At 64.6% G+C, this 22,924-nt stretch carries 20 protein-coding genes; 16 read left to right on the top strand and 4 right to left on the bottom strand.

The features are described from left to right. Positions 1 to 1,287: mannitol dehydrogenase family protein (locus tag UP06_RS31915; RefSeq protein ID WP_045007682.1), on the bottom strand; the 1,287-nt coding region annotated here is incomplete at its 3' end. Between the two features lie 146 nt (positions 1,288 to 1,433). On the opposite strand from UP06_RS31915, the gene UP06_RS31910 reads away from it, so the two are divergent. The 6 genes from UP06_RS31910 to uxuA all read left to right on the top strand — a co-directional run bounded on the left by UP06_RS31910 (position 1,434) and on the right by uxuA (position 7,612). Then, entirely contained in the window at positions 1,434 to 2,246 is an 813-nt protein-coding gene (locus UP06_RS31910) for a FadR/GntR family transcriptional regulator (protein WP_045007681.1), read from the top strand. Positions 2,247 to 2,315: 69 nt separating this feature from the next. Continuing rightward, on the top strand, positions 2,316 to 3,293 hold the full coding sequence (locus UP06_RS31905; protein WP_045007803.1) for a sialic acid TRAP transporter substrate-binding protein SiaP: 978 nt from the start codon (positions 2,316 to 2,318) through the stop codon (positions 3,291 to 3,293). Between the two features lie 77 nt (positions 3,294 to 3,370). Then, positions 3,371 to 3,949 (top strand): TRAP transporter small permease, encoded by a 579-nt coding sequence (locus UP06_RS31900; protein WP_045007680.1) that lies wholly within the window; start codon positions 3,371 to 3,373, stop codon positions 3,947 to 3,949. 4 nt (positions 3,950 to 3,953) lie between these two features. Next, positions 3,954 to 5,360, top strand: coding sequence for a TRAP transporter large permease (locus tag UP06_RS31895; protein ID WP_045007679.1), 1,407 nt, complete (start codon positions 3,954 to 3,956; stop codon positions 5,358 to 5,360). Continuing rightward, positions 5,357 to 6,406, top strand: coding sequence for an L-idonate 5-dehydrogenase (locus UP06_RS31890; protein ID WP_045007678.1), 1,050 nt, complete (start codon positions 5,357 to 5,359; stop codon positions 6,404 to 6,406). Before UP06_RS31895 ends, UP06_RS31890 begins: the two co-directional genes overlap by 4 nt. A gap of 15 nt (positions 6,407 to 6,421) precedes the next feature. Then, the gene (uxuA, locus tag UP06_RS31885) at positions 6,422 to 7,612 is read left to right on the top strand and encodes a mannonate dehydratase (protein ID WP_082081764.1); all 1,191 of its coding nucleotides are present in this window, start codon (positions 6,422 to 6,424) and stop codon (positions 7,610 to 7,612) included. Positions 7,613 to 7,618: 6 nt separating this feature from the next. Here the strand turns inward: uxuA and UP06_RS31880 are convergent, their stop codons facing one another. Then, entirely contained in the window at positions 7,619 to 8,551 is a 933-nt protein-coding gene (locus tag UP06_RS31880; protein WP_082081762.1) for a LysR family transcriptional regulator, read from the bottom strand. Between the two features lie 89 nt (positions 8,552 to 8,640). Between UP06_RS31880 and UP06_RS31875 the strand changes: the two genes are divergently transcribed. Further along, a complete protein-coding gene (locus UP06_RS31875) occupies positions 8,641 to 10,098 on the top strand; it encodes a M81 family metallopeptidase (protein ID WP_045007676.1) in 1,458 nt (485 codons plus the stop codon). A gap of 15 nt (positions 10,099 to 10,113) precedes the next feature. Here UP06_RS31875 and UP06_RS31870 read toward each other — a convergent pair whose 3' ends face one another. After that, a complete protein-coding gene (locus UP06_RS31870) occupies positions 10,114 to 11,052 on the bottom strand; it encodes a LysR family transcriptional regulator (protein ID WP_045007675.1) in 939 nt (312 codons plus the stop codon). A 212-nt stretch (positions 11,053 to 11,264) separates the two neighbouring features. On the opposite strand from UP06_RS31870, the gene UP06_RS31865 reads away from it, so the two are divergent. The 6 genes from UP06_RS31865 to UP06_RS31840 are packed head-to-tail and all read left to right on the top strand — an operon-like array spanning position 11,265 to position 17,167. Then, complete coding sequence (locus UP06_RS31865; protein ID WP_045007674.1) at positions 11,265 to 12,347, top strand: ABC transporter ATP-binding protein; 1,083 nt, start codon at positions 11,265 to 11,267, stop codon at positions 12,345 to 12,347. Between the two features lie 31 nt (positions 12,348 to 12,378). Next, positions 12,379 to 13,092, top strand: coding sequence for an HAD family hydrolase (locus UP06_RS31860; RefSeq protein WP_045007673.1), 714 nt, complete (start codon positions 12,379 to 12,381; stop codon positions 13,090 to 13,092). Positions 13,093 to 13,107: 15 nt separating this feature from the next. Continuing rightward, entirely contained in the window at positions 13,108 to 14,415 is a 1,308-nt protein-coding gene (locus UP06_RS31855; protein WP_045007801.1) for an NAD(P)/FAD-dependent oxidoreductase, read from the top strand. A 28-nt stretch (positions 14,416 to 14,443) separates the two neighbouring features. Continuing rightward, a complete protein-coding gene (locus tag UP06_RS31850) occupies positions 14,444 to 15,499 on the top strand; it encodes an ABC transporter substrate-binding protein (protein WP_045007672.1) in 1,056 nt (351 codons plus the stop codon). A 28-nt stretch (positions 15,500 to 15,527) separates the two neighbouring features. After that, entirely contained in the window at positions 15,528 to 16,385 is an 858-nt protein-coding gene (locus tag UP06_RS31845) for an ABC transporter permease (protein ID WP_245305602.1), read from the top strand. Further along, positions 16,382 to 17,167 (top strand): ABC transporter permease, encoded by a 786-nt coding sequence (locus UP06_RS31840; protein ID WP_045007671.1) that lies wholly within the window; start codon positions 16,382 to 16,384, stop codon positions 17,165 to 17,167. The genes UP06_RS31845 and UP06_RS31840 overlap by 4 nt, the downstream gene beginning before the upstream one ends. A 361-nt stretch (positions 17,168 to 17,528) precedes the next feature. Here UP06_RS31840 and UP06_RS31835 read toward each other — a convergent pair whose 3' ends face one another. Next, a complete protein-coding gene (locus UP06_RS31835) occupies positions 17,529 to 18,176 on the bottom strand; it encodes a TetR/AcrR family transcriptional regulator (protein WP_045007670.1) in 648 nt (215 codons plus the stop codon). A gap of 211 nt (positions 18,177 to 18,387) precedes the next feature. Here UP06_RS31835 and UP06_RS31830 point away from each other — a divergent pair, with 211 nt between their 5' ends. The 3 genes from UP06_RS31830 to UP06_RS31820 are packed head-to-tail and all read left to right on the top strand — an operon-like array spanning position 18,388 to position 22,902. Next, entirely contained in the window at positions 18,388 to 19,725 is a 1,338-nt protein-coding gene (locus UP06_RS31830; protein WP_045007669.1) for an MFS transporter, read from the top strand. 19 nt (positions 19,726 to 19,744) lie between these two features. Beyond that, positions 19,745 to 21,244 (top strand): carboxylesterase/lipase family protein, encoded by a 1,500-nt coding sequence (locus tag UP06_RS31825; protein WP_045007668.1) that lies wholly within the window; start codon positions 19,745 to 19,747, stop codon positions 21,242 to 21,244. Further along, positions 21,241 to 22,902 (top strand): carboxylesterase/lipase family protein, encoded by a 1,662-nt coding sequence (locus UP06_RS31820; RefSeq protein ID WP_045007667.1) that lies wholly within the window; start codon positions 21,241 to 21,243, stop codon positions 22,900 to 22,902. The genes UP06_RS31825 and UP06_RS31820 overlap by 4 nt, the downstream gene beginning before the upstream one ends. Positions 22,903 to 22,924 lie beyond the last annotated feature (22 nt).

Raw genomic sequence — 22,924 nt, 5'->3', positions numbered from 1 at the left:
GCCGGCGAGCGGATCGCGCACGTCGATGGCGCGGCCGTGTTCGTCGAGTGCGGTGACGTAGCGCATCCAGCCGGCGACCGCGAGCGCATGCGTCGCGATCGGCATGTTCCTGGCGATGCGGTCCTGCATTGCGCCGAGCAGCCGCTGCGGCAGCTTTTGCGAGCCGTCCATCGCGATCTGCCAGGTGCGGTGATGCAGCGCCGGATTGGAAAAGCGCTTGAGCAGCGAGGCGCGATAGGCGGCAAGGTCGGTGCCTGCCGGCATCGTCAGCGTCACGGCGGCCTCTTCCATCACCTGCGCGGCGAGCCGTGCGAAATGCGGATCGGTCATGGTGTCGGCGATGGTCTCGTAGCCGGCAAGATAGCCGAGATAGGCCAACGCCGAATGGCTGGCGTTGAGCAGCCGCAGCTTCATCAGCTCGAACGGCTTGACATCAGTGACGAGCTCGACGCCCGCGGCGGCGAGATCGGGCCGGCTTGCGACGAAGCGGTCCTCAACCACCCATTGCGTGAATGGCTCGGTCATCACCGGCCAGGCGTCGCGCAGGCCGAGCGCCGAGGCGACCGCGTCGCGGTCTGCATCGGTCGTCTCCGGCACGATGCGGTCGACCATGGTGCAGGGGAAGGCGACGGTATCTGCGATCCACTTGCCGAGATCCTTCGACCGCAGCGCTGCGAACTGGGTCACGATCCGCTGCACGGTGTGGCCGTTGGCGGCGAGGTTGTCGCAGCAGAGCACGGTGAAGGGCGAAAGCCCCTGCGCCCGTCGCCGTGCAAGGGCGGCCACGATGAAGCCTGGTGCCGAGCGCGGCGCGTCGAAATTGTTCAAATCGTGCACCACATCCGGATGCCGTTCGTCGAGATCGCCGGTCTGCGGCGCGTGGCAATAGCCTTTTTCGGTGACGGTGAGCGAGACGATGCGAGTGGAAGGATCCGCCATCCTGTCGACCAGCCGCGAAGGCTTTTCGCGGGCGACGACGCTGTCGAGCAGCGCGCCGATGACGCGGTGCTCGGTGCCTTCGGCCGCGCGCACGGCGACGGTGTAGAGATGATCCTGCGGGGCGAGGGCGTCGCGCGTCTCCGGACTGCGCAGGCTCGCGCCGATGATGCCCCATGCGTTGGCACCGGCGGACAGGCAGTCGTCGATGACGACGGCCTGATGGGCGCGATGAAAGGCGCCAAGGCCGAGGTGCACGATGCCGGGCGTGATGCGTGAACGGTCATAGGCCGGGCGGCGGATATTCGGATTCGGGGGCAGCCGATCGAGATTGGCGCGGCCGAGCCGCATGGTCGTCTCTCCCTGTGTTTGGCCGCTGCTTGACATGGCGCCCCTCCTCGGTCAATGCTCCGGTCAATTGGTAAGGCCAATTATCCAAAATTGGCGGGCCGCCGGGGGCGAAGTTCCCCAGCGAGGCCCTTTTCGGGGAGGCCAGCGTGCCGCTGGAAGCTGTGGAGGCGAGACGGCTCTATCGCCAAATCGCCGATCAATTGCGAAGCCTGATCGACAGCGGTGAATACGCGGTCGGCAGCCGCCTGCCGACCGAGCGCGAGCTCGCCGAGCAGCTCAAGGTGTCGCGGCCGACGGTGCGCGAAGCCCTGATCGCGCTCGAAGTCGAGGGCCGCGTCCGCATCCGCGTCGGTTCCGGCATCTATGTGATTGAGCCCGCGGGCGCTGCGCCCGTGTCGGCGGCGGCCGTCATCGAAGGCCCGTTCGAGCTGTTGCGTGCCCGCGAATTCCTCGAAAGCGCGATCGCCGAGCAGGCCGCGCGCGTGGCGACCAAGGACGACGTCGCGCGCATCGATGCCGCTCTCGTCGCGATGGAGAATGTCGACCATCCCGGCGAAGCCTCGATGGTCCACGATCGCGCCTTCCATGTCGCAATCGCTGGATGCCTCGGCAACGCCGTGCTGGTGCGCGTGGTCGGCGAGCTCTTTGACCAGCGCCTCAATCCCTATTTCACGCAGCTTGCGCATTACTTCGAGAACCCCGGCACGTGGCGCACCGCGCTCGAGGAACATCGTGTCGTGCGCGATGCCATTGCGGCGCGCCAACCCAACGCCGCCCGCGATGCGATGCGTGATCATCTCGCGCATTCGCAGGAGCGCTTTGCGCAGAATTTTGGCGCCGAGGTCGCAGCCGGATCGCCCTCCAAACGGAAGCGGGCGGCACGATCATCGGAAAAGCCGGCGAAATCAAAACGACCGTTGAACAAAGAGGCCAAGGCCGGTAGCGCGCGGCCGCGATGACATTGGGCGGCCCGCACCACTTAAGGGCGGGCGAATAAGAAACAGACTTAAAGGATGGAGGAAAAATCGATGTTGAAGAAAATGGCGATGGTGCTGGCGGTCTCGGCCGCGGCCATGTGTGCGGCGACCAATCCCGGCATGGCGCAGACCAAGTTGAAATGGGCCCATGTCTACGAGACCTCGGAGCCGTTTCACACGGCTTCGGTCTGGGCCGCGCAGGAGATCGGCAAGCGCACCAACGGACGCTATCAAATCGACGTCTATCCGGCGTCCCAACTCGGCAAGGAAGCCGACATCAACCAGGGCCTCTCGCTCGGTTCGGTCGATATCATCATCTCCGGCTCGAGCTTCGCCGCCAAGAGCTTCCCGCCGATCGGCGTGACCTATTATCCCTACACCTTCCGCGACGCCGACCATCTGCTCGCCTACACCAAGAGCGACATCTTCAAGGAGCTCGCCAAGGGGTATGAGGACAAGAGCGGCCACCACATCATCGCGGTGACCTATTATGGCGTGCGCCAGACCTCGTCGAACAAGCCGATCAAGAGCTGTGCGGACCTCAAAGGCCTGAAGATGCGCGTGCCGGACGTGCCGGCCTATCTGGCGATGCCGCGCGCCTGCGGGGCCAACACCGCGCCGATCGCGTTCGCCGAAGTCTATCTCGCGCTCCAGAACGGTACCGTCGAGGCGCAGGAGAACCCGCTGACCACGATCGAGGCCAAGAAGTTCTACGAGGTGCAGAAGTACATCGTGTTGACCGGTCACATCGTCGACCACCTCAACACGGTGGTGGCGGGCGCGCTCTGGAAGAAGCTGAGCGACGAGGACAAGAAGATCTTCACGGACGTGGCGCAAGAAGCGGCCGCCAAGGCGACCGACGAGATCAAGCAGAACGAAGCCAAGCTGGTGGCCTTCTTCAAGGAGAAGGGCCTGACCGTGACCGAGGTCGACAAGAACGAGTTTCGCGACACGGTGCTGAAGAACGTCCCGTTCGAGACGTTTGGTTATCGCAAGGCCGACTGGGAACGCATCCAGGCGGTCAAGTAGCGCAACGACCGTCATTCCGGGTTCGACGCTGATGCGTCGTCCGGAATGACGCCCAAGTCCATTGAGGGAGTAGCCCTATGTCGACCGCCGAAACGCACCGGCAGATCACCGCGGACGAGATCGCCCATACCTTCGAGGAAGAGTCGACGCCGAAGGTCGATCTGGGCATCTACGCGTTCGAGGATTGGGTGGTGCTGGTGATCTTCTGGGTGATGGCGCTCGCCGTCTTCCTCCAGTTCTTCACCCGTTACGTCCTCAACGACAGCTACGCCTGGACCGAGGAGATCGCGACCTATTGCCTGATCGGCGTGGTCTTCATCGGTTCCTCGATGTGCGTGCGGCTGTCGCGGCACATCCAGGTCGACCTGATCTACCGCTACCTGCCGCATCTCGTGGCGCGCGCGCTGTCCACAGTGATCGACCTGATCCGGATCGCCTTCTTCGGCTACGCCGTCAAGCTGGTCTGGGTCTACATCCGGATCATCGGCGACGAGTCGATGACTACGATCAATTTGCCCAAGGACTACGTGTACTACTCCGTCCTGCTCGGCTTCGTGCTGATGTTCGTGCGTTCCGTGCAGGTAGCGTTGCAACACTGGCGGCAGGGCTATTCGATCCTCGAACGTCCCGGTGCCTACGACGGTTTTGAAGGGTAAGGTCATGCTGCTGTTGCTTGGAGGTTTCCTCATCCTGATGCTGCTCGGCGTTCCCGTGGCGATCGCCATGGCGTCGTCGTCGCTGCTCTACATCCTGGTCAGCGGCGTGACGCCCGACGTCACGCTGGCGCAGCGCATGATCGCCGGCGTCGAGAGCTTTCCGCTGCTCGCCGTGCCGTTCTTTATCCTCGCCGGCAATCTCATGAACATCGCGGGCGTCACTGGGCGCATCTACAAATTCGCCGTGGCACTTGTGGGCTGGATGCGCGGCGGCCTCGGCCACGTCAACATCATCGGCTCGGTGATCTTCTCCGGCATGTCAGGCACCGCGATCGCGGATGCCGCCGGCCTCGGCACCATCGAGATCAAGGCGATGAAGGACCACGGCTACTCCACCGAGTTCTCGGTTGGCGTCACCGCGGCCTCCGCCACGCTCGGCCCGATCATCCCGCCGTCATTGCCCTTCGTGATCTACGGCATGATGGCCAACGTCTCGATCGGCGCGCTGTTTCTGGGCGGCGTCATTCCCGGCGTTGTGATGACCCTGCTGATGATGGCCACCGTCACCTACTTCGCGCACAAGAACAATTGGGGCAGCGATGCGCCGTTCTCCTGGCCACAGCTCGGTTCGGCCGGGCTCGAGATCGCCATCGTGCTCGCTTTCCCGCTCGCGATCTGGCTGATGACGCTTGCCGGGATGTCGACCAATATGGCGGTGGTTCTCGGTCTCGGCACGCTGCTCGCGATCGACTGGTATTACGACTTCTCCGCGGTGATGGCACTGATGGCGCCGGTGATCCTGATCGGCGGCATGACGCTCGGCTGGTTCACGCCGACGGAGGCTGCCGTTGCCGCGGTGATCTGGTCGTTGTTCCTCGGCCTCGTTCGCTATCGCACCATGACGCTGAAGACGGTGGCGAAGGCGACCTTCGACACCATCGAGACCACGGCCTCGGTGCTGTTCATCGTCACCGCCGCCTCGATCTTCGCCTGGCTCCTCACGGTGTCGCAGGCAGCCCAAATGCTGTCGGACTGGATGCTCAGCATCACCCATAACAAATGGGTGTTCCTGGCGCTTGCCAACATCCTGATCCTATTCGTCGGCTGCTTCATCGACACCACGGCGGCGATCACCATTCTGGTGCCGATCCTGCTGCCGATCGTGCTCAAGCTCGGCATCGATCCGATCCATTTCGGCCTGATCATGACGCTGAACCTGATGATCGGCCTGCTGCATCCGCCGCTTGGCATGGTGCTGTTCGTCCTCGCGCGCGTGGCAAAACTCTCGGTCGAGCGCACGACGGTCGCGATTTTGCCCTGGCTGGTGCCGCTGTTGCTCGCGCTGATCGCGATCACCTACATTCCCGAACTGACCCTCTGGCTGCCAAAATACATGGGACTCTCCAAATGACCTCAGTCGCTCTCGCTGCAACCCTGTTCGGCCCCGAAGATCTGCGCATGGTCGAGCACCCGCTCGACAAGCTCGCATCGGGCATGGTGCGCATCCGCTTCGGCGCCGGCGGCATCTGCGGCTCCGACATGCATTACTTCCGCCATGCACGGACCGGCGATTTCGTGGTGAAATCGCCGCTGGTGCTCGGCCATGAGATTTCGGGCGAGGTCGTGGAGATTGCGGGAGCCGCAGCCAACCTGAAGGTCGGCGATCGCGTTGCCGTCAATCCGTCGCGATGGTGCGGCCATTGCGTCGCCTGCCGCGAGGGTCGGCAAAATCTCTGCGAAAATATCTACTTCATGGGCTCGGCCTCGAAGACACCGCACATGCAAGGCGGTTTCGCCAATTACTTCGATGCGATCCCCGCACAGTGCGTCAAGATTCCCGACCACGTGTCCTATCAGGCCGCGGCGCTGGCCGAGCCGCTCGCGGTCTGCCTGCACGCGGTCGCGCGCGCCGGCAATATCGAGGGCAAGCGCGGCATCATCTTCGGCGCCGGCCCGATCGGGCTTCTGACCATGCTCGCCGCGCGCCGCGCCGGCATGGCTGACATCTCCGTGGCCGACATTGCGCCGGCACCGCTCGCCTTCGCGACCCGGCTTGGCGCCTCTCACGTCGAGAACGTCGCGAGCGGCGAGGATAGCCTAAAGGCGCAGGCTGCTTCGCGTCCCTACGACGTCGCCTTCGAGGTCTCGGGCACGGCGGCGGGGCTTGCGAGCGCGATCGGCATCGTCCGGCGTGGCGGCATTGTCGTGCAGATCGGCAATCTGCCGGGCGGCCAAATCCCGACGCCGGCGAATGCGGTGATGGCCAAGGAGATCGACCTGCGCGGCTCGTTCCGCTTCGGGCTCGAGTTCATGACGGCGGTGGAACTGATCGGAGCCGGCAGCGTCGACGTGTTGTCGCTGGTCACCGCCGAGCGGCCGCTCTCGACCGCGCCGGACGCACTTCGGTTGGCGCTCGACCGCTCGCAGAGCGTCAAGGTCGTGCTGACGGCGAACTGATCCAGGAGAACGCGCATGATGTTGCAGGGATGGCGCTGGTACGGGCCGGATGATCCGGTCTCGCTCGACGATGTCAGGCAGGCCGGTGCGACGGATATCGTCTCGGCGCTGCATCAGGTGCCGATCGGCGAAGCCTGGACGCGCAAGGCGGTCGAGGAGCGCAAGAATTTCATCGAGCGTGGCCAGCCGGGCCGCTCGCAACTGACCTGGTCTGTGGTGGAATCGATTCCGATCCCCGACGACGTCAAGCGGCTCGGGGCCAAGGCGACGCGCTCGATCGAGGCGTGGATCGCGAGCCTCGAGGCGGTCGCCGCGTCCGGCATCAAGATCATCTGCTACAATTTCATGCCCGTGGTCGACTGGTGTCGCACCGATCTCGAATGGGAGCTGCCGAACGGCGCTCGCGCGATGCGTTTCGACCAGGACCGCTTTGCAGCCTTCGAGCTGCATATCCTGAAGCGCCCGACAGCTGTGCAGGAGTATTCGCCCGAGCAGCAGGCGCGCGCGAAAAAGCTCTTCGACAAGATGAGCCAGGCGGACATCGACTACCTCATCATGACCATCGCCAGCGCGCTGCCGGGCTCGACCACCGAGCCGATGACCATCCCGCAATTCCGCGACAGGCTGGAGCAGTATCGGGACATCACGCCCAAGATTCTGCGCCAGCATCTCGCCGAATTTCTTGGCCGCGTCGCGCCGGTGGCCGAGCAGCTCGGCGTGTCCCTGACGCTGCACCCGGACGATCCGCCGCGGCCGCTGTTTGGCCTGCCGCGGGTCGCCTCCACCGCTGACGATTATCAAGCGCTGTTCGACGCCGTGCCGTCGAAGGCCAATGGTATCTGCCTGTGCACGGGTTCGCTCGGTGTGCGCGCCGAGAATAGCCTGCCGGCGATGGCGGAACGTTTCGGCCCGCGCATTGCCTTTGCCCATCTGCGCGCGACCAAGCGCGAGGCCGACGGTCTGTCCTTCTACGAGTCCGATCATCTCGACGGTGACGTCGACATGGTTGCGGTGCTCAAAGCGCTGCTGAAGGAAAACGCCCGCCGTTCGCCAGACGCGAGAATCGTCTTCCGGCCCGATCACGGCCATCGTATGCTGGATGATCTCGCCGCCACCAAGCGCACCAATCCCGGCTACACCGCGATCGGCCGCTTGCGCGGCCTCGCCGAGCTGCGCGGCGCGATCCGCGCAATCACGCATCAATAGCAGCAGCTAGAGCACGGCGTCGATCAGCTTGACCTCGGCAAGCAGCGCCCGAAGTGGGGCGGAAAGCGTGCGGCCGGCGCGGACCAGGACCTGTGCGCGGCTGTTCTCCAGCACCTTGCTCGTCGTCCGCCGGGCGACCAGCGTGCCCTGGGCGAGTTCGCGCGCGATCATGCGTTCGGACAGGAAGGTCACGCCGAGGCCGGCCAGCGCGTAGCGGCGCAGCGTCGCGGCGCGGTCCGCCGTGAAGCTCGCGGAAATCGTCACGCCTTCTCTCTCGGTTGCCGTCTGGACGAGCGCATGCAGGCCGGCGCCGGGCATGGCGAGCGCGACGGCGTGGCTCGCAAGCGCCGAGAGCCGGACGGGCTCGCGCAGCGCGGCGATTGGGTGGCCGGCTTTTGCAACCAGTCGCAGCGGCCGCGGCCGCTCGCGAAAGACGCGCACGGAAGCATGCGGCGGCGCGGAGAGCGTGAAGCCGACGTGGCAATCGTCTTCGGCGATCGCCCGCACGATGTCCCTGGCGCTGCCGGCCCGCAGGGTCACGTCAATGCCCGGATAGCGCCGGCAGAACGCCGGGAGCAAACGGTCCATCACCGCCTCGGCGAAGCCGTCGCCGGCCATGACCTGCAAGGTGCCGCGCTTCAAGCCGCGCAAGTCGTCAAGCCGGCTGCGCAGTGTGTCGTCGCTCGCCGTCCTCTCCCGGCAGTAGGCGAGCACGATCTGGGCCGCTTCGGTGGGAATGACGCCGCGTCCGCGTCGCTCGAACAGCGCCACGCCGAGATCGGCCGCAAGGCGCGCAATGTGGCGGCTGACGACGGATGGCTCAACGTTCAGCGCGTCGGCCGCTGCCCGGATCGACCCGGTCGCCATCACCTCCCGAAAGCAGTCCAGTTGCCGGCTGTCGGGGACGGGGCGTCCGGCGGCTCGTCGATTGTTGCTCATCTAGCAACGAATAGGAGCATGTTTCATCATGGCAGGCAACAAAGCGGAACCCGATAATCCGGGCCGATATTAGGGAGAAGTGACCTTCGATGCGCGTTTTTTCCGCCGCCCTTGCCACCGAGACCAACACCTTTGCGCCGATGCCGACCGGCGTGTCGGCATTCCACGAGCGTGCCTACTATCCGGCGGAGCAACATCCCGACAGGATGCAGATGCACGGCGGCCCGCTGTGGGCCGCGCGCGAGGTCGGGCCTTCTCGGGGCTGGACACTGATCGAGGGGCTGGTGGCGGCGGCCGTGCCAAACGGTATCGTGACGTGTGCGGCCTTTGAGAGCCTGCGCGACCAGCTTCTTGCGGACCTCAAGGCCGCGCTTCCCGTCGACATGGTCCTGCTCGGCATGCACGGCGCCATGGTCGCCGACGGCTATGATGATTGCGAGGGAGACCTCCTGGCGCGCGTCCGGCAGATCGTCGGACCCGATGCGGTCGTGGGCGGCACGCTCGACCCGCATACCCATCTCAGCGACGCGATGGTCGGGAATGCCGATCTCCTGATCTGCTGGAAGGAGTACCCGCACACGGATATTTTGGAGCGGGCGAGGGAGCTTGTCCAGTTCTGCACGGCGCTGGCCGAGAAGCGCCTCAAGCTCAACGTCGCGGTCGTCGACACCGGAATGATCGCGACGCTGCACACCACGCGTGAGCCGGGAAAGAGCTTTGTGAACCGCGTGCGCGCGCTCGAGGGCAAGGACGGCATTGTCTCCGTCTCGATCGTGCACGGCTTCTCCTGGGGCGATGTGCCGGACATGGGCACCAAGATGCTCGTCTACAGCGACGCCGCGGTTGATCCCGATGGCGCGCGGGGGAAAGAGGTGGCGCAACGCCTGGCGCGCGAACTGTGCGACTTGCGCGACGCGCTCGTCGAGCCCCTGATCGGCGTCGATGCCGCGCTCGATGCGGCGGTGGTCACGAACGGTACGGTGGTGCTCGGCGACGGCAACGACAATCCCGGCGGCGGCGCGCCAGGCGATTCGACCTATATCTTGCGGCGCCTCATCGACCGCAACGTCGCGAGCGCCTGTCTCGGGCCGCTATGGGATCCGGGCGCGGTGCGGATTGCCTTCGATGCCGGTGTCGGCGCGCGCCTGGGCCTGCGCATCGGTGGCAAAATCGGGCCGCTGTCCGGCGATCCCGTCGATGCCGTCTGGGAGATCCGCGCGCTCAAGCCGGACATGGTCATGACGGGACTTGCGGGAACGCCGGCGAAGCTTGGCGACTGCGCGCTTGTATCGTGCAACGGCGTCGAGGTCGTGCTTTCGACCTTCCGCTGCCAGGCCTTCGGCGTTGATCTCTTTACTCAGCTCGGGGTCGATCCCGCGCAGCGCAAGATCGTCGTGGTCAAGTCATCCCAGCATTTCCGCGCGTCCTTCGAGCCGATCGCTGCGAAGGTCATCATGGTCGACGTGCCCGGCGTCGTGGCGCGCGACATCACCTCGTTGCGGTATCGCAAGATAAAGCGTCCGAAATGGCCGTTGGATGCGAGCTGACGGTGCGACTGCGCTTCAATAGCAGGCGGCCATCGCGCCGAGTTTCGGATAGAGCCGGTCGATCGCCGCGATCTCGCTTTGCATCTGCGCGAGGATCCAGTCGCGGATCTCGGCGGCGATGGGGCGCATCGGCCGGTTGCGCGGCGGCAGGAATTCGCAGATGCGGCGCGTGGTGGTGAGCGTCTCCGACGCCGGCACCAGCGCGCCGGTCAGAAGCCAGTGCGAGGCGACCGTCAACCAGCCCAGCGCGATGCCCTGGCCGAGGAGCGCAGCCTGCACTACGACGGCATAATCGGTGAAGCTCAGCGCCTTGGCCGCGCCGCGGCGCCCGGTGAGAAGCGATGCGTAATCCGCGGCCCAGTCGCCCGGCGTCTCGGCGAGGCGAATGATGGTGTTACCTTCGGCCGGCTCGGACTCGCCGAGATAGGCCGGGCTGCACACCGGCAACATGACTTCCTTCATAATCAGCGTGCCGCCGGAGGACGGTTCTTCGCGATCGCGAAAGCGCATGCCGAGATCTACATTCTCCACCGGCCCGCGCAGTGCGCCGGAGATCAGCTGAAATCGCAAATCGACCCGCGGAAACTGCCGCTGGAGCTTGTCGATGCGCGGCATCAGCCAATGCGTGGTGAAGGCGGAAGAGACCGATAGCGTCACCGTCTCGGTGCCCTTGCGGCGCCGCTCGATCTCGACCAGCCCGGTCTCGATGCTGCGAAAGCCGTCGAGCACGCGGCGATAGAGCAACTCGCCCTCCTCGGTGAGCACCGCGCGTCCCGCTTTGCGGTCGAACAAGCGTACGCCGAGATGCTCCTCGAATTGGCCGAGCATCCGGCTCACTGCGGGCTGCGTGACGTTCAGCTCGGCTGCCGCTGCGGTGAAACTGCCGTTGCGCGCCGCGGCGTCGAAGACGAACAGGGCGTTACTGGAGGGCAGCATCCGGCGTAGCTCGGGCATAACGCCATGTTATGAGGCTGGTAAGAATTTGGCAATTGCCGAGTTTTGCCAAGTCTGGTGTCATTGACATGACAGCCTAAACGCAGGGTTTTTGAGCGAAGATTTGGTGCGGCGCACGCTCCAAGCGTGAGTGCTCTAAAACCCTGTCTATAAAGCAGGCTTATGGCGCGCAGCGAGGCACGCTGTTGCAGGACACGAGACGGGGTCGATCGTTGGACAAACGAGCGGAAAGCGTCGAGATCAGGTCCGCGAGCAAGGCTTACGGCGCGGTTCGCGCCCTCGATGACGTGTCCCTCAATGTCGGCGCCGGCGAGTTCGTCTCGTTGCTCGGCCCCTCCGGTTCCGGCAAGACCACGCTGCTCGGCATCCTGGGCGGCTTCATCCTGCCGACGTCCGGCACAATCCTGTTCGGCGGCCGCGACGTCACCTGGATGCCGCCGCACAAGCGCGACATCGGCGTTGTCTTCCAGAACTACGCGCTGTTCCCGCATATGAGCGTCGGCGACAACGTTGCCTTTCCGTTGCGCGCACGCCGCCTGCCCAAAGCGGTATGGCCCGACAAGGTACGCGCCGCACTTTCGATGGTCGGCCTTGCCGGCTACGAGGAACGCGGCATCGCGCAGCTCTCCGGCGGCCAGCGCCAACGCGTCGCGCTGGCGCGCGCCATGATCTTCGAGCCGCGCCTGATCCTGATGGACGAGCCGCTGTCGGCGCTCGACAAGCAACTGCGCGAATCCATGCAGATCGAGCTGCGCGCGCTGCACAAGCGCATCGGCGCCACCATCATCTACGTCACCCACGACCAGCGCGAGGCGCTGACCATGAGCGACCGCGTCGCCGTGATGAAGGACGGCCGCCTGATCCAGATCGATGAACCTGCGCGCCTGCACGACCATCCCGCTGATTCTTTCGTCGCGAGTTTTATTGGCGAGGCGACGATGCTGCCGGTCCGCCGCGTCGATGCCTCCAGCGTCGCGCTCGGCAATGCGCTTCTGCGCAGCGCCCGTCCGATTCCCGACGGCGATGCCCTGATGCTCGCCGTGCACAGCGAAAAGCTTCTGATCGAGGACGGTGCAGGCGATGCCGCTTGTAACCGTCTCACCGGCACGGTGAGCGACATCGTCTATCAGGGCGAGAGCCTGCGCATCTTCCTGGCGCTTCCCGACGGAACCGCGCTCAGCCTGCGCCAGCCGAGTCATCACCAGGCCTATCACCGCATTCCGCCTGTGGGCGGCAGCCTCACCGTTACCCTTCACCCCGAGGACACCATCGTCGTCCCCAGGGCGCGGGACTGAACCCAGCCTTGTCCAACCCGAGAGAAGAAAAATGTCGTCAATAGCCTCGTTCAGCAATTTCAAGGTCCTCACCTTCGACGTCGTCGGCACCTTGATCGATTTCGAGATCGGCGTGCTCTCCGCAGTGCGCAAGATCTCCGGCAAGACACCGGCCGAGCTCAGCGACGACAAGATTTTCGAATCCTACAAGCGCGGCCGCGACCAGCACCATGAACGCTCGAGCGAGGTGATGTTCCATGTCTACCGCTATCTCGCCAAGGAGCTCGGGCTGCCGTCTGACGACGCGTCCTGCGACGTGTTCCAGCTTTCGGTGCTGCGCTGGGGACCATTCCCGGACTCGGTCGAGGCCCTGAAGCGCCTGCGCACGAAATTCCGCCTGGTCGCGATGACAAATGCCGACCGCGTCGCGCTGTCCTGCTATGCGCACGCGCTCGGCGATCCCTTTGACGACACGGTGTGTGCCGACGAGACCGGCGTTGCAAAACCCAATCCGGAATTCTTCGCCTACAACAAGGGCCGCCAGTCCGCCTTCGGCTACAAGCAGTCCGACATCTTGCATGTCGCGCAGAGCCAGCACCACGATATCGGGATCGCGCGCAAGCTCGGCTACAAGGTGTGCTGGATCGAGCGGCGCCAAGGCATGACCGGCTTCGGCGGCACGCCGGCCGTCGAGACGCTGACCAAGCCGGACTTCCATTTCCCGACCTTGAAGGCGCTTGCCGACGCGGCGATCGGGCCGGCGTAAGGGATGAACGCGGGCATGACACGGGACTGGAGCGCATTGCCATCGGCCAACTCGCTGTGGGCTGCCACGGCGGAGCCGGCGCGCGCGTTTCCGGTCCTGTCGGGCGAACAGCAGGCAGATGTGGTGATCATCGGTGCGGGCTATACCGGCCTGTCCGCCGCGCACCACATCGCCAAGAGCGGGCTGTCGCCAATCGTGCTCGAGGCCAATCGCCCCGGCTGGGGTGCGAGCGGCCGCAATGGCGGGGTGATCACTGCAAAATTCCGCCTCTCGTTTCGCGAGGTCGATGCCGTGCATGGCCGCGCGATGGCGCGGCGCATGTACGAGATCGCGCATGAATCGACCGACATCGTCGAGGAGCTGGTCTCCGAGTTCGGCATCACCAGCGCACAGCTCACCCGCGCCGGGCAGGTCAAGGCCGCGCACAACGAGACCACGCTGAAAGCCGCGATCGACGAGGCCAGTTGGATGAAGCGCGAGATGGGCGATGCGGAGGTCCGCATTCTCGACAAGCGCGAGGTGCGCGACGAGACCGGCTCGGATATCTTCGTCGGCGGCGTGCTCAATCCCGGCTCGGGCGGCATTCATCCGCTGAACTATCTGCGCGGTCTCGCCGACGGCGTGGCGCGTCGCGGCGTCTCCATTTTCCAGGAATCGCCGGTCGTAAAGCTCCGGCGTGAGCAGGACGGCATCGTTGCCGAAACGCCGCAAGGCGCGGTGCGAGCCAAACAGGCGATCATCGCCACCAATAGTTATTCCGGTCTCACCGGCGCGACCGCGTATCTCCAGCGCACGCTGATTCCGTTCCGCAGCGCCATCATCGCGACCGACAAGCTGCCGCGCAATCTCGCCGGAAAACTGATGCCGACGGGACGAACCTACACGGAGACCAAGCGCATGATGCGCTGGTTCCGCATGGTCGACAACCGCGTGATCTTTGGCGGCCGCGGCGCTTTCGGCAAGCAGGACTCCGAATCCGCCTTCGACGCTCTCCGCAAAGCGATGGTCGGCATCTTCCCCGATCTCGCCGACCTGCGGCTCGCGTACAAATGGTCGGGCCTGGTCGGCATGACGCTGGACTCGGTGCCGCATATCGGCCGGCTCGACGACCGCACCCTGTTCTCGATGGGCTACAACGGTGCCGGCGTCGCGATGTCGAGCCTGATGGGCCGCTATCTCGCCGCCTTCGTGCGTGGCGAGACGCCTGATGTTGGGTTGCTCGATGCACGGCGTATGAAGTCCATTCCGTTCTATCCGTTGCGCGAGCCTGCCGTGCGCATGGTCGCCGGCTGGTACCAGTTTCTCGATGCGATCGGTCAATGACATTGTTTTGGCGATAGAGGAGGCGAGGATGACGAAACGGCACTTCAGATATGGTTACGCGTTGTTGGGCGGGTCGCTCGGATTGTTGGCAACGGCCGGCATCGCCGCCGCTGCCGAGCAGATCACCTTCGTCTCGCAAGGCGGCGCTTATCAGCAGGCGCAGACGGTGGCGATTCTCGATCCTTCCGCGAAGAAGCTCGGCATCACCATCAACCAGGATTCCATTCCCGATGCCTGGCCTGCGATCAAGACCCAGGTCGGCAGCGGCAAGCCGATCTGGGACGTCGTCGACACCCCGACCGGCTATTGCCTGCGCGGCGGCGAGCAGGGGCTGATCGAAAAACTCGACTTCTCAAAAATCCCGAACGCGGCGGCGATGCCGGAGACCTATCGCAGCCCTTACTCCGTGTCGTACGAGTTCTATTCCAGCGTGCTGGCCTATAGCCAGAAGACGTTCCCGAAGGATGCGCCGAACAGCTGGGTCGACTTCTGGGACGTGAAGAAATTCCCCGGCCGCCGCGCGCTGCGCAACCATCCGATCGCCACGCTGGAGGCCGCGCTGATGGCCGACGGCGTCGCGCCGGACAAACTCTATCCGCTCGATGTCGATCGCGCCTTCAAGAAGCTGGAAGAGATCAAGCCGAGCATCACGGTGTGGTGGACCTCCGGTGCGCAATCGGCGCAGCTTCTCAATGATGGCGAGGTCGACATGGAGATGGCCTGGAACGGTCGGGTCAGCGCGGTCGCCAAGGAAGGCGCAAAGGTCGCCTTCACCTATAACCAGGGCATTTTGCAGAGCACCTCGCTCTGCATCCTCAAGGGCGCGCCGAATCTCGACACCGCGGTGAAATTCCTCAACGAGGCCGTCGATCCCGTGCACCAGGCCAATCTGCCGCTCAACATCGACTACGGCCCGGGCAACCCGAAGGCGTTCGACACTGGCGTGATCAAGCCCGAGCGTGCCGCGCAATTGCCGAGCGAGCCGGCCAATGCGGCCAAGCAGGCGCTGATGTCCTACGCGTGGTGGTCGTCGCCGGCGGGCGAGGCGGCGGAGAAGCGCTGGGCATCGTTCATGCAGAAGTAAGCGAAGCGAGGCAGCGTTGACGACATCCATGCCGGGTTCATCGCAAAAGCATCAGCGCCGTGAGCACGGGCTGATGCTGGCTTTGGTGTCGCCGGCGCTGCTGGTGATCCTGGCTCTGATCGTGCTGCCGGTCGGCTGGCTCGCCTGGCAGTCGATCTACCACGACGGCTTCACGCTGGAGAACTATCGCCGCATCTTCACCGAGGACATCTATTGGCGCAGTTTTGCGCTGACCTTCGAGATCAGCCTCGCGGTCACCGTGATCGCATTGCTGCTCGGCTATCCCGTGGCCTATCTCGCCAATTCCGTGCCGAAAGGATGGAGCATCCTCATCCTGTCACTGGTCGTGCTGCCGTTCTGGACCAGCGTGCTGGTGCGCGCCTATGCATGGCTGGCGCTGCTCCAGCGCACCGGCGTGATCAACCAGCTTCTGCGTTATCTCGATGTGATCTCCGAGCCGCTCGCGCTCGTGCACAACACGTTTGGCACGGTGGTCGCGACCGTGCATATCCTGCTGCCCTTCATGGTGCTGCCGCTCTACGCCACCATGCAGAAGATCCCGGGCGATCTGATGCAGGCCGGCGCCAGCCTTGGTGCGAGCCCGTCGCTCACGTTCATGCGCGTGTTCCTGCCGCTGTCGCTGCCGGGCGTGCTCGCGGGTTGCACCATGGTGTTCGTGCTCTGCCTCGGCTTCTACATCACGCCGGAATTGCTCGGCGGCGGCCGCACGGTGATGGTGTCGATGCTGGTGAGCCGCAATGTCGAGCTCTACAACCAGTTCGGCGCGGCCAGCGCCGTCGCCGTGGTGCTGCTCCTGAGCGTGCTGCTGATCTTCGCCGCCGTCAGCCGCTTCATCTCGCTCGATCGCATCTTGGGGCAGAAATGACGCGCGTATCGCCGGCACGGATTGCGCTCTATGTGATCAGCACGCTGGTGCTGATCTATCTGATCCTGCCGGTGCTGATCATCGCGCCGATTTCGTTCTCCAGCGCGCGCTTCCTGACCTTCCCGCCGCCGTCCTTCTCGCTGCGCTGGTATCAGCAGTATTTTTCGAACCCGGCCTGGATGCAGGCGACGCGGGTGACGCTGACGGTCGCGTTCCTGACGGTCGTGATCGCGACCCCGCTGGGTGTCGCAGCCGCCTATGCCATCAGCCAATCGAAGCTGCGCATCATGCGCGTCATTCACATGGCGCTGCTGTTGCCGCTGGTGGTGCCGATCATCATCACGGCGGTCGGCATCTTCTTTGTCTATGCCAAGGTCGGGCTGGTCGCGACCCTGCCGGGCCTCGTGCTGGCGAACGTGATGCTGGGATTGCCCTACGTCGTCATCTCGGTGCTGGCGGGCATGCAGAGCTTCGATCCGGCGCAGGAGATGGTGGCGCGCAGCCTCGGCATGAACCGCCTGCGCAGCTTCTTCGCGGTGACGCTGCCGCAGATCAAGTCGAGCGTGGTCGCCGGCGGCGTCTTCGCCTTCATCTCGGCGATGGACGAGACCATCGTCGCACTGTTCATCTCCGGCGGGCAGTATCAGCCGCTGACCAAGCGTATGTTCACCGCGCTGCGCGACGAGATCGACCCGACGATTGCTGCGATCTCGACGCTAATGACGGCGGCGTCCTTCATGCTGGTGCTGCTGGCGAGCGCGCGGCAGAAAAAGGCCGGGTGAGGGCGCTCCAACAAAAAAGTCGAAAACAACCCCATGCACAGTAGCCGACGCGAACGGAAACAATGAGTTACGGTGTTTCCGAATTCCGACTTGAACCGTCGGGCAAAACAGGCAGATAAATGCATCATGGGGCGGGCTCGGTGCGTAGCTGCGTTCGCAATGACGGCGCTAAAGCAGTTGCGCGCAAATGTCTCCCCGACGTCGTCCCGGCGAAGGCCGGGACCCATAACCACAGGGTCGGGTTTGGCGAAGATTCGTCGTTCGGTACTGCGATCGATCTCCACGGAGAGACCTCGCGGTATGGGTCCCGGCCTTCGCCGGGACGACAGCGAGTGTTTGGCCGCAGTCGCGCACCGCCGCCTCACGCCTTCGCCAGCCACGCCAAGATCATCTCCACGATCTGCGTGCGGCTCTTCGCCAGCACCTTGGGCTCGCTGAGATCGCGGTCGAACAGGGCGCCGAAGGTGTGGCGGTTGGCGACACGGAAGAAGCAGTAGGAGGAGATGGCCAGATGCAGGTCGATGGCGTCGACGTCGTCGCGGAAGGCGCCTTCCGTGCGGCCGCGCTTGAGGATGCCATCGAGCGTCGCGATCACGCTGGCATTGAGCTGGCGCAGTTGCAAATTCTGCTTCAGATGCTTGCCGTGGTGGATATTCTCGATGCTGACGAGGCGGATGAAGTTCGGATTGCGCTCGTCGTGGTCGAAGGTCGCCTCGATCAGCCGGCGCAGGCCCTCGCGCGCGTCGCAGCTTCCGATGTCGAGCTGGTCCTCCAGCGCGCGGATGCTGCGATAGGCCTCTTCCAGCACCGCGAGGTAGAGCTGCTCCTTGCCGCCGAAATAATAATAGATCATCCGCTTCGAGGTGCGCGTCCGCGCCGCGATCGCGTCGACGCGGGCGCCGGAATAGCCCTCCGAGGCGAATTCGGCCATCGCCACCTCGAGGATGTCGCGCTTGGTGCGCTCGGGGTCGTTGGTGCGCTTCGATGGGGGTGGCATGCGCTTGAGCATCACTGTTTCTCCCGTCGATTTCTATGGATCACCTTGAAGGTGAAGGCAAATTTCGCCCAATCCGGCATCTTTCGATGCTGTCTTGCATAAACGTACTAGTTCGTACATTATTCTCCAAACAAAGGTTGCGGCAACCAAAACCAAAAAGCTCGCGCGCGGCCGGACGGCGTGACGCGAGCCGCGACCGACATTGCACACGGGGAGGAATTTCATGAGCTCGACCTCAATCGCATCGCTGCACGTGCCGTCCACCGCGGACACCACACCTGGCATGCTGCCGAAGCGCGCCGCGCTCGTCAGCTTCGTCGGCAGCATGCTCGAATACTACGACTTCTTCATCTACGGCACCGCGGCGGCGCTGATCTTTCCAAAAGTGTTCTTCGCCAATGTCGACCCGTCGACCGGGACGCTTCTTGCACTGCTCTCGTTTGGTATCGGCTACATCGCGCGGCCCGTCGGCGCCGTCATCCTCGGCCATTTCGGCGACCGCATCGGACGCAAGACGGTGCTGTTGTTCACGCTGGTGGTGATGGGCGTCTCGACGCTGGCGATCGGCCTGTTGCCGGATGCCAAGACGATCGGCAATGCCGCGCCTGTCATCCTGACGCTGCTGCGCCTGTTGCAGGGCCTGTCGGCCGCCGGCGAGCAGAGTGGGGCGAACTCGCTGACGCTGGAGCATTCCGCGAATTCCAACCGCGCCTTCTTCACGAGCTGGACCTTGAGCGGCACGCAGGCCGGCGCGATCCTGGCGACGCTGGTGTTCATTCCCGTCTCCAGCATGCCGGAAGATCAATTGCTGAGCTGGGGCTGGCGGATTCCGTTCCTGCTCTCCGCCCTGGTGCTGCTGGTCGCTTATCTGGTGCGGCGGACCATGCCGGAAACGCCGGTATTCGAAGACATCAAGGATAAGGCGCAGGTTGCGCGCTTTCCTGTCGTCACGTTATTGCGCGACTACTGGCCTGACGTGCTGCGCGTGATCGTCTGCGCGCTGATCGCGACGGTCAGTACCCTGGTGGCCGTGTTCGCGCTCGGCTATGCCACCAGTAAATTCGGCGTGGCGCGTTCGACCATGCTGTGGGCCGGCGTGCTCGGCAATGTCGTGGCGCTGGTCGCACAGCCGCTGTGGGCCTTGCTCGCCGACAAGATCGGCCGCAAGCCGGTGTTCATCGGCGGCGTGCTCGGCTGTGCGGTGCTGCTGTTTCCCTATTTCATGCTGGTGACCTCGGGCAGCACACCCGCGATCTTTGCCGCCGCGACTGGCCTGTACATCGTCTACTCCGCACCGAACGCGATCTGGCCGTCGTTCTACGCGGAAATGTTCGAAGCACGGGTGCGCTATTCCGGCACGGCGATCGGCACCCAGCTCGGCTTCCTCGCCGCCGGCTTCACGCCGCTGGTGAGCGCGAGCCTGGTCGGCGAGGGACCGAACGGCTGGATACCGGTTGCGATTTTCGTCGCCGGCTGCTGTGTCGCCTCGGCCGCCGCCGCGGCAACCGCGCGTGAAACCCACACCGTCGACATCGCCGATCTCGGCAAGCGGCGCGGTTGAGCGAAAGACAGGGCATCGCATGCTGACCAACGCAATTCCGACCATGCGCGGCCCCGTCGTCGGCGCCGCGCAGGGGACCATCCGCGCCTTCAAGGGCATTCCGTTCGCAGTCGCGCGGCGCTTCGCCAAGGCGACGCCGCCGCCTGTATGGACGGAGCCGCGGCGCTGCACGGACTACGGCGCTTATGCGCCGCAGCCCGGGTATCTCGATCATACCGATGAGGAGTCCTGCCTCAACCTGAACATTTGGACACCGGCGGGGGCCGATCGCCCGCTGCCGGTGCTGTTCTTCGTCCATGGCGGGGCCTTCGTCACCGGCGGCGGCGCCGACTATGACGGCGCTTTCCTCGCCGCGCACGGCCCGGCCGTGATCGTCACCATCAATTACCGGCTCGGGCCGCTCGGCTTCCTGCAACTGCATCGCCACGGATCGGACGAGGCCAACAACCTCGCGATGTCGGATACGCTCGCCGCGCTCGATTGGGTGTACGCCAACATCGTCAATTTCGGCGGCGATCCGGATGCTGTGACGCTGTCGGGCCAGTCGGCCGGCGCGTCGATGGTGATTGCGCTCGCAACTCTGAAGCAAGCGAAAGGCAAGTTCATCCGCGCTCTTGCGCTCAGTGCGCCCGGGCGGAACATCATGAGCGCCGATCATGCCGACGACGTCGCGCGTCGTGTGCTCGCCGAACTTCAGCTCGAGCGCGGCACCGGTGCGATCGCGTCCGTGCCGCTGCCGCAGCTCTTCTCGGCGGTAGAGAAAGTCGGCCGCAGGCTCGCGGACGAGACCGCCTCAGGGACCGTGTACGGCCCGGTGCTCGACGGCACGATGATCCCGCGCGAGCCGCGCGACGTCTTTGCCGACGGCAGTTTGCGCGACATTCCGCTCTGGCTCGGCTCCTGCCGCGACGAGATGGCGATGTTCTTGAAGAGCATCCCGCCGGCCGCGATGATCCGCACCACCGAGCGCAACGTGCGTGCCGCATTCGGCGATGCCGGCTGGGAGCGTCTGCTCGCTTATTACCGCGCCACGCCGCGCGTCGACGAGGATCCGTACGAGGCGCTGCTGTCGGATGCATTCTGGCACCGCCCGATGGCCGATCTCGCCCGGCAACACGCAGCAGCAGGCGGCGCAGTGTGGCTGAGCCGGTTCGACCATCGCCCGGCACTGGAACCGTTCCTGTCGCAAGGGCCGACCCATGGCGCCGACAATGCCTGCCTGTGGGCGCATCTGCCAAATTTCATCGATCGCCCGATCCTGAAGCGTAAGGGCGGCCCGATGACGCCGGCTGACATCGACGTAGCGGCGCGGTTCCAGACGAGCCTGTTGCGCTTCGTGACATCAGGCACACCGGACGTTGCGGAAGCCTGGCCGCGGTTCGAGCTGGCTAAGGAGCCGCTGGCAATCTTCGGTAAGCCGTTTCATATTGTGCCGCTGAAGGAAGGCGCGCGCTTCCGCCTGTGGGCTGAGCTGAGCGCAAGCCCCAACGACAAGAAGAAAATGAGGGAGGCCGGATGAGCATCCTGAACACGAACGTCGCGCGCGATTCGATCGTCTCGGTCCTTGGCGTGTTCGCGATGCTGGCGGCTTCGCCCGTCACCGCGCAGATCGTCGCGACGCCCGTTCCCGGCGATCCCGTCAGCATCGATAGCGGCGCCGTCTCCGGCAAGGTTTTGTCGTCAGGTGTGAAAGCCTATTTTGGTATCCCCTTTGCCGCACCGCCGCTCGGTGATCTCCGCTGGCGCGCGCCGCAGCAGGTCGAAGCATGGAAGGGAGTCTATCATGCCGACCGGCTGGCACCGGAATGCATCCAGGTGCTGCGCCGGCATAATCTCAATCATTATTTCGGTGAGGAGGCGACCAGCGAGAACTGTCTCTATCTGAACATCTGGGCGAGCCCGGATGCGACCTCGGGCGCAAAGCTGCCGGTCGTGGTCTGGATCTATGGCGGCGGCTTCACGCTCGGCTCGAGCGGCATGGCGATGTATGACGGCGAGGCCGTTGCGAAGAAGGGCACGCTCTTCGTCAGCTTCAACTATCGCGTCGGCATCTTGGGCAATCTTGCCCATCCCGAGCTGACCGCGGAATCGCCCAACTATGCCTCCGGCAATTACGGTCTGATGGACCAGGTCGCAGCGCTGCAATGGGTCAAGCGCAACATCGCGCAATTTGGCGGCGACCCTGATAACGTCACCATCACCGGGCAATCAGCCGGCGCCATGTCGGTGTCGGCGTTGGAGGCAAGCCCACTCGCGAAGGGCCTGTTCAATCGCGGTTTCGCGATGAGCCTCAGCATGTTCGACAACCGCTTCAAATTCCCGGCGCTGCCGGCCGCCGAAAAGATCGGCCTCGAGGTGCAGTCGGCGCTCGGCGCATCGTCGCTCGCCGAGATGCGGCTGATCCAGGTCGACAAGATCCTGGCGGTGCAGAAGGACTGCCAGCTCGGTTGCGCCGGCACGATTTCCGTTACACCCGATATCGACGGTTATATGCTGCCCGATACGGTTCCAAATATTTTTGCGGCCGGAAAGCAGAACGATGTTGCGACCGTCGTGGGCTTTACCAGCGACGAAAGCTCGAATGATTTGCGTACCGCCGGGACGCTCGAAGCCTATGTCGCTGCTGCGCGAAAGCTTTATGGTGATCAGGCCGACCGCTTCCTCGCGCTCTATCCGGCCAAGACTGACGGCGAGGCGAAGGCCATGGGCCTGCTTGCCGCACGTGAGGGACTGGTCGAGATCGGCACGCGCAACTGGGCCGTCGCGCAAGAGAAGACCGGCAAGGCGCCGTTCTACATGTACATGTTCTCGCGCGTGCATCCGTTCGCACCAGGCGTCGAATTCTTCGACAGCCCGCAAAAGATCGGCGCCTACCACACCTCCGACGTGCCCTACTGGTTCGGGACGCAGGACGCTTTCAACAAGTTCCGCACGACGCGGGTCTGGACCGAGTTCGACCGCGCGCTGTCCGAACGTATGATGGACACGCTCATCGCCTTCGCGCGAACCGGCGATCCCGCTACCCCGGCGACGCCGTGGCCGCAATGGAAGCAGGACGCGCAAAAATATGTCGAGTTCGGCGACGAGGCCGGCGTGCGCGAGGAGAACCGGGCGCGGCTCGATTTCCACACGCCCGCGAATGTCACGCCGTCGACGCCGCGGGTGTCGCGGGACTAGTGCGCGTGATGTTGAGTCTCAG

The organism is Bradyrhizobium sp. LTSP857 (assembly GCF_000938285.1).
Lineage (GTDB): Bacteria > Pseudomonadota > Alphaproteobacteria > Rhizobiales > Xanthobacteraceae > Bradyrhizobium.
Note: the sequence above shows the minus strand (reverse complement) of the source record. Positions and strands in the feature narration are given on the sequence as shown.

Coding starts and splice junctions, on each gene's coding strand:
- UP06_RS31905 (WP_045007803.1), top strand. CDS start 2,316: ATGTTGAAGAAAATGGCGATGGTGCTGGCGGTCTCGGCCGCGGCCATG.
- UP06_RS31900 (WP_045007680.1), top strand. CDS start 3,371: ATGTCGACCGCCGAAACGCACCGGCAGATCACCGCGGACGAGATCGCC.
- UP06_RS31895 (WP_045007679.1), top strand. CDS start 3,954: ATGCTGCTGTTGCTTGGAGGTTTCCTCATCCTGATGCTGCTCGGCGTT.
- UP06_RS31890 (WP_045007678.1), top strand. CDS start 5,357: ATGACCTCAGTCGCTCTCGCTGCAACCCTGTTCGGCCCCGAAGATCTG.
- uxuA (WP_082081764.1), top strand. CDS start 6,422: ATGATGTTGCAGGGATGGCGCTGGTACGGGCCGGATGATCCGGTCTCG.
- UP06_RS31880 (WP_082081762.1), bottom strand. CDS start 8,551: ATGAGCAACAATCGACGAGCCGCCGGACGCCCCGTCCCCGACAGCCGG.
- UP06_RS31875 (WP_045007676.1), top strand. CDS start 8,641: ATGCGCGTTTTTTCCGCCGCCCTTGCCACCGAGACCAACACCTTTGCG.
- UP06_RS31870 (WP_045007675.1), bottom strand. CDS start 11,052: ATGCCCGAGCTACGCCGGATGCTGCCCTCCAGTAACGCCCTGTTCGTC.
- UP06_RS31860 (WP_045007673.1), top strand. CDS start 12,379: ATGTCGTCAATAGCCTCGTTCAGCAATTTCAAGGTCCTCACCTTCGAC.
- UP06_RS31855 (WP_045007801.1), top strand. CDS start 13,108: ATGACACGGGACTGGAGCGCATTGCCATCGGCCAACTCGCTGTGGGCT.
- UP06_RS31850 (WP_045007672.1), top strand. CDS start 14,444: ATGACGAAACGGCACTTCAGATATGGTTACGCGTTGTTGGGCGGGTCG.
- UP06_RS31845 (WP_245305602.1), top strand. CDS start 15,528: ATGCCGGGTTCATCGCAAAAGCATCAGCGCCGTGAGCACGGGCTGATG.
- UP06_RS31840 (WP_045007671.1), top strand. CDS start 16,382: ATGACGCGCGTATCGCCGGCACGGATTGCGCTCTATGTGATCAGCACG.
- UP06_RS31835 (WP_045007670.1), bottom strand. CDS start 18,176: ATGCTCAAGCGCATGCCACCCCCATCGAAGCGCACCAACGACCCCGAG.
- UP06_RS31830 (WP_045007669.1), top strand. CDS start 18,388: ATGAGCTCGACCTCAATCGCATCGCTGCACGTGCCGTCCACCGCGGAC.
- UP06_RS31825 (WP_045007668.1), top strand. CDS start 19,745: ATGCTGACCAACGCAATTCCGACCATGCGCGGCCCCGTCGTCGGCGCC.
- UP06_RS31820 (WP_045007667.1), top strand. CDS start 21,241: ATGAGCATCCTGAACACGAACGTCGCGCGCGATTCGATCGTCTCGGTC.